The organism is Bacillus cereus group sp. BfR-BA-01382 (assembly GCF_022663475.1).
Lineage (GTDB): Bacteria > Bacillota > Bacilli > Bacillales > Bacillaceae_G > Bacillus_A > Bacillus_A thuringiensis_S.
This window is the reverse complement of record NZ_JAKUFQ010000426.1, coordinates 1-228: the sequence shown is the minus strand read 5'-3', so window position 1 is coordinate 228 and position 228 is coordinate 1. Positions and strand designations below refer to the sequence as shown.

The following is a 228-nucleotide window of genomic DNA, read 5'->3' as shown; positions in this document are numbered from 1 at the left end:
CGTCCTACTCTCACAGGGACAAGGTCCCAACTACCATCGGCGCTAGAGAGCTTAACTTCCGTGTTCGGTATGGGAACGGGTGTGACCTCTCTGCCATCATCACCAAACTATTGAAGGTATATTCCTTCAAAACTAGATAACATTGCTACATATTATATGGTTAAGTCCTCGATCTATTAGTATTCGTCAGCTCCACATGTCACCATGCTTCCACCTCGAACCTATCAA

1 rRNA gene is annotated in these 228 nt (G+C 45.2%); it reads right to left on the bottom strand.

Annotated features, from left to right (window positions below):
- Positions 1 to 107, bottom strand: a 5S ribosomal RNA gene (rrf, locus tag MR160_RS34585); the annotation flags it as partial.
- Between the last annotated feature and the right edge of the window lie 121 nt (positions 108 to 228).